Source organism: Nonomuraea ceibae (genome assembly GCF_019396325.1).
In the GTDB taxonomy this organism is placed as follows: domain Bacteria; phylum Actinomycetota; class Actinomycetes; order Streptosporangiales; family Streptosporangiaceae; genus Nonomuraea; species Nonomuraea ceibae.
The window spans coordinates 1-5,159 of sequence record NZ_JAHKRO010000223.1 but is presented as its reverse complement, the minus strand read 5'-3'; the positions used below and the strand labels follow the sequence as shown (position 1 = coordinate 5,159).

General features: G+C 72.5%; 4 protein-coding genes. 3 read left to right on the top strand and 1 reads right to left on the bottom strand.

All coding sequences use genetic code 11. The features are described 5' to 3' along the window. Together KME80_RS49405 and KME80_RS49400 are read left to right on the top strand one after the other, a co-directional pair. Positions 1–479: ComEA family DNA-binding protein (locus KME80_RS49405; RefSeq protein WP_219519895.1), on the top strand; the 479-nt coding region annotated here is incomplete at its 5' end. 340 nt (positions 480–819) lie between these two features. Beyond that, positions 820–3,348, top strand: a complete 2,529-nt coding sequence (locus KME80_RS49400) for a ComEC/Rec2 family competence protein (RefSeq protein WP_219519893.1) — start codon at positions 820–822, stop codon at positions 3,346–3,348. A gap of 49 nt (positions 3,349–3,397) precedes the next feature. Here KME80_RS49400 and KME80_RS49395 read toward each other — a convergent pair whose 3' ends face one another. Then, positions 3,398–3,862, bottom strand: a complete 465-nt coding sequence (locus KME80_RS49395) for a hypothetical protein (protein WP_219519891.1) — start codon at positions 3,860–3,862, stop codon at positions 3,398–3,400. A 171-nt stretch (positions 3,863–4,033) separates the two neighbouring features. Here KME80_RS49395 and holA point away from each other — a divergent pair, with 171 nt between their 5' ends. Beyond that, on the top strand, positions 4,034–5,014 hold the full coding sequence (gene holA / locus KME80_RS49390) for a DNA polymerase III subunit delta (protein WP_246647146.1): 981 nt from the start codon (positions 4,034–4,036) through the stop codon (positions 5,012–5,014). Positions 5,015–5,159 lie beyond the last annotated feature (145 nt).

The following is a 5,159-nucleotide window of genomic DNA, read 5'->3' as shown; positions in this document are numbered from 1 at the left end:
CCGCCCCGGAGCCCCTGCCCGCCCCCGCCCCGATCGCCTCCCCACTGGCGACCACCACCCCCACCACCGGCAAGGTCACTGTCCACGTCGCCGGCAAGGTTCGCGACCCCGGCGTCTACACCCTGCCCATCGGAGCCCGGGTGACCGACGCCATCACAGCCGCCGGGGGAGTCCGCCGTGGAGCCCCGCTGGGCCCGGTCAACCTCGCCAGACGCCTCCTGGACGGCGAACAGATCATGGTCGGCGCCCCCACCGCAGCCAGCGCTGCTGCGCCCGCCCCTGAAGCCTCCGTCCTGGACCTCAACTCCGCCACCCAGGACCAACTGGAGCAACTCCCAGGCGTAGGCGAGGTCCTCGCCGCCCGCATAGCCGAATACCGCACCGCCCATGGCGGCTTCACCAGCATCGACCAACTCCGCAACGTGGCTGGCATAGGCCCTCGAACGTTCGAAGAAATCAAGCCCAAGGTCCGCGTCTGACATGCCCCACCGCAGCCCCCAACCCGCCGACCGCCCCCAGCCTGGGCACAACCCCCAGCCGCAGCGCCCTCCTCAGCCCAAGCCCGAGCCCCAGCCCGTGGCTCACCCCCACGCTCCAAGCCAGCCCCAACCCGGGACCCCGTCCCCGTCCCAGCCTGATCCCGACTTCGAAGGCGTCGTCCAGCGCGCCTGGCCACTCCTCCTCCCCGCTCTGGCCTCCTGGGCGACCGCCCTGACCCTCCTGACCACCTCGACTCCCGCCGCCACAGCCACCGCCGCCCTCGCAACGGCGTCGGCCCTAGCGGCATGCACCCTCATCCCCACCTCCGCGCGCCGCAACGTGGTGATCGCCATCCTCGTCTGCGTCGCCGCCACCGCCGCCTCGATCGCCCTGCGCCTCCACGCCGTCACCACAGGCCCTGTGGCAGCCCTTGCCGGCCAGGACACCAAGGTGACCGCCGAGATCACCCTCACGAACGACCCCAAGATCAGACGCCCCAAGCCTGGCCACTTCGGCCGCGACAGCGTGGTAGCCGAAGCCACCCTCGATTCCGTCCGCACCCCACGCCACCACCTCACCGTCCACACCCCCATCACGGTCTTCGCCGACGGCCCTCAATGGCGCCACCTGCTCCCCAGCCAGCGCGTCGAGGTCACCGGCCGCCTCGTCAAGCCCACCTCCGCGCCCCTGACCGCCGCGACTCTCCTGGTCCGCACCCCGCCCCGCATCCTCACGTCCCCGTCCAACCTCCAGTCGGCAGCGGGAATCTTCCGCAAGGGCCTCCGCGATGCCGCCGACGTCCTCCCGCCGGACCAGCGCGGCCTCCTCCCGGCCCTGGTCGTGGGCGACGTCTCCCGCATCGATCCCCAACTCAACTCCGACCTCCAGGAAGCCGGCCTCAGCCACCTCAACGCTGTCAGCGGAGCAAACCTGGCCATAGTCGCAGGCGCCGCACTGGCCCTCTCCCGCCTCGTCGGCCTCCCCTTGGCCCCCAGAGCCGCCTTCGCCGCACTGGCCATGCTCGCCTTCGCCGTGGTGGCCAGACCGTCCCCGAGCGTCCTGAGGGCCCTCCTGATGGGCCTCGTCGCAGTGCTCGCCCTGGGCACCGGCCGCGCCAAGGACGGTCTGGCAGCGCTCTCGGTGACGGTCCTCCTGTTGATCCTCTTCGCTCCCGACCTGGCCCACTCCTACGGCTTCGCCCTGTCGGTAACGGCAACGGCCGGCATCCTGCTCCTGGCCCCCCGCTGGCGCGCCCACCTCACCAACACCCCCACAACAGCCCAGAGCCCAACGTCGCCAGGCTCGACGCCGCCGGGCTCGACGTCGCCGGGCTCGACGTCGCCGGGCACAGCCTCCACGGGCTCGACGCCCAAGGGTCCGATATCCACGAGCCCGACGTTCCTGGACCCAACGCCCCCGCGCCCGCCGCACCCGCGCCCGACGCCCCAGGGTCCGAGCTCCCCGTGCCCAACGCCCTCGCACCCGCCGCACCCGAATCCGACGCCCCAGGGTCCGAGCTTCCCGTGCCCAACGCCCTCGGACCCGCCACCCCTGCCTCCCACCTGGGAGCCGGCGTCACCCCTCGCCCCGTACCGATCGGACGAGCACCCCGGAGCCGGTGCGACGAAGGGGCGGCGGTGGCGGATGCCTCGGTGGGTGGCGGAGGCGATCGCCGTGCCGGCCGCAGCTCAGGCTGCCGTAACCCCGGTGCTGGTGCTCATGTCCGGCCAGATCAGCCTCATCGCGGTCCCTGCCAACCTGCTGGCCGGTCCGGCTGTCGCGCCCGCGACCCTGTTGGGGTTCGCCGCCGCGCTGATCGCCCCGGTGTGGCCCGAGGCCGCGCAGTGGCTCGTGGTCCCGGCGGGCTACACCGTCGGCTGGATCATCCTGGTCTCCCAATGGGCTGTGAACGTCCCGATGGCCAACATCTCCTGGCCGGGAGGCGCGGCAGGACTGGCCCTGCTGGCCCTGGTGGCAGCCGTGGCGGTGCTGCTGCTGAGACGCCGCGCCTGGCGGACGATCACGCTGGCCGTCGTAGCGGGCACCCTGTTCACGATGATCGCGCTACGGCCCATCATCGCCCCCTGGCCGCCCAAGGGCTGGCTCATGGTGATGTGCGACGTGGGCCAGGGCGACGGTCTGGTGCTGGCGGCCGGTCCGGGCCGTGCGGTGGTCGTCGACACCGGCCCCGACCCCTCCGTGATGGACGCGTGCCTGCGCCGTCTGTCCGTCCGCGACATCCCGCTCGTGATCCTCACCCACCCGCACGCCGACCACGTGAACGGCCTCCCCGGCGTCTACCGCAACCGTCGCGTCGGCGCCGTCGTCACCACCCCGCATCGCCACCCGACGCCCCAGACCGCCCGCCTCACCGAGGAGCTCGCCCATCACCGCACACCCGAATGGACCCCGCCCCCAGGCACCCGCTGGGACCTGGGCCCGGCCTCCCTGACCGTCCTGGCACCCAGCGCGGACGAAGCCACGGCGGAAGGCCCCGGCGAAGGCAGCGTCCTCAACAACGCCAGCATCGTGATCCACGTACGCTGGCGCTCCGGCACGGCACTCCTCAGCGGCGACATCGAGTCCGAAGCCCAGGAGAGCCTGCTGCGCGCCGCCGTCCCGCAGGCGGACATCCTCAAGGTTCCCCACCACGGCTCGCCCCGGCAGGTCCCCGCGTTCTTCGCCGCCGTACGCCCGCGCGCCGCCCTGGTCAGCGTCGGCGAGGACAACACGTACGGGCATCCGGCCCCGCCGACCCTCGCCCACCTACGCCACCTCGGCGCCCGCATCTACCGCACGGACAAATCCGGCGACCTCGCAGTCATCGCCCACAACGGCACCCTGGCGGTGGTAGCTCGTGGCCGCTGACCGCACCCCGCCGAAACCACGTCGCCGCGGAGGATGCGGCTCGGTGTGGTCAGGCGGGTTCGCCGAGTTGGGCGGCCAGCCGCTCCAGGCCGCCCCTGATGAGCCGCCCGTAGTCGTCGTCGCCCAGCGCGCCGATCTCTGCCCGTGCTCGCCGGAGGTGGTCACGGGCGCGGTCGAGGTCGCCGAGCTTGCGGTAACACTCGCTCACGTTGAGGTGCAACGACGGATACAGGCCGGCCACCGAGAGCGGCACGCCTGCCTCGGCCACCCGCTCGTCGGTGACGAGGTCGGCGGCGGCGAGCGCCCGCAGGTCCCACATCAGCTCCTGGCCCACGTCGTCCTGGACGTCGGCCATCGAGTGGGCGAGGACGCAGACGTGCAGCGGGTCGCCCTGTTCGCCGCCGATGTCGTCCCAGATCTGCGCGAACAGGTCACGAGCGGCGTCACGACGGCCCTCCTGGTGATTGAGCTCCACCCCCTGGCCGATCCGGGTCATCGTCGGGTCGGTGGTCATGAGCCGCTCCTTCACCGCCGGGGGCGGTCGCGTTCGGACTGCTGGCCTGACGTGCTTCGACGACATGCCTACCAGCGATCACTCGAACGCGCCAAGCGGGCAGGTGAGGGCAGCGCCGGTGGACGGCGCGATCGGCGGGGATCCGGTTTCGGGTTGTCGGTGGGGCATGGCATGCTGCTCGACATGGCGGGAACCGATCCAGCACCTGTGACCTTGGTGGTCGGCGACGAGGAGTTGCTGGCCGAACGAGCCGTCAGCGCCGTGGTGGCCGCGGCGCGCGCCGCGGAGGCGGCCGAGGTGCACGATCTGGTGGGGTCGAAGGTGACCGCCGGTGAGCTGAGGCACCTGACGTCGCCGTCGCTGTTCGGCGACCGGACCGTGGTGGTGATCCGGTCGGCGCAGGACCTGGTCAAGGACGTCATCGCCGAGGTCGTGGCCTATGCGAAGCAGCCGTCGGACGAGGTCGTGCTCGTGCTGTCGCATCCCGGCGGCGTCAAGGGCAAGGCGCTCGTCGACGGGGTGAAGAAGGCCGGGGCGTCGGTGGTCACGGTCAACAAGGTGACCAAGGCGGGGGAGCGGCTCGACTTCATCAAGCAGGAGGTCAAGCGGGCGGGCCGCGGCATCGCCGCCGACGCCGCTCAGGCGCTGCTCGACGCCGTCGGCAACGACCTGCGGGAGCTCGCGGCGGCGTGCAGCCAGCTGGCGTTCGACACGCAGGACAAGACCATCAACCTCAACGCCGTGGCCCGCTATCACAAGGGCCGGGCCGAGGTCACGGGCTTCAACGTGGCCGATTCGGCCGTCGAGGGCCGGCTGGCCGAGGCGCTGGAGCAGTTGCGCTGGGCGCTCGGCACGGGGGTCGCGCCGGTGCTGCTGGTGAGTGCGCTGGCCGGTGGCCTGCGGTCCATCGCCAAGGTGGGCGGCGCACCGCGTAACCTGCGCGGCGGGCAACTGGCCAGCCACCTGGGCATGCCGCCGTGGAAGATCGACCGGGTCAAGCGCCAGCTGAACGGGTGGGGGCCGGAGGGGCTGTCGCGGGCCATGCAGGCGGTGGCCGACGCCGACGAGCAGGTCAAGGGCGGCGGCGCCGACCCGGCCTACGCCTTGGAGCACACGGTCCAGGTCATCGTGGCGAGCCGCACCGGCCGCTGACCCGGCGCAGGCGTTCGGCTCTCTGCGTGGGGGAGCTTCTCGGCGCGTCACGTGTGAGGGCTGGCTACCGACCGGCCGGTGTTCGAGGGTGTCCAATCCCTGGGGGCCGGGGCCGGGGCTGGGGCTGGGGCTGGGGCTGGGGCTG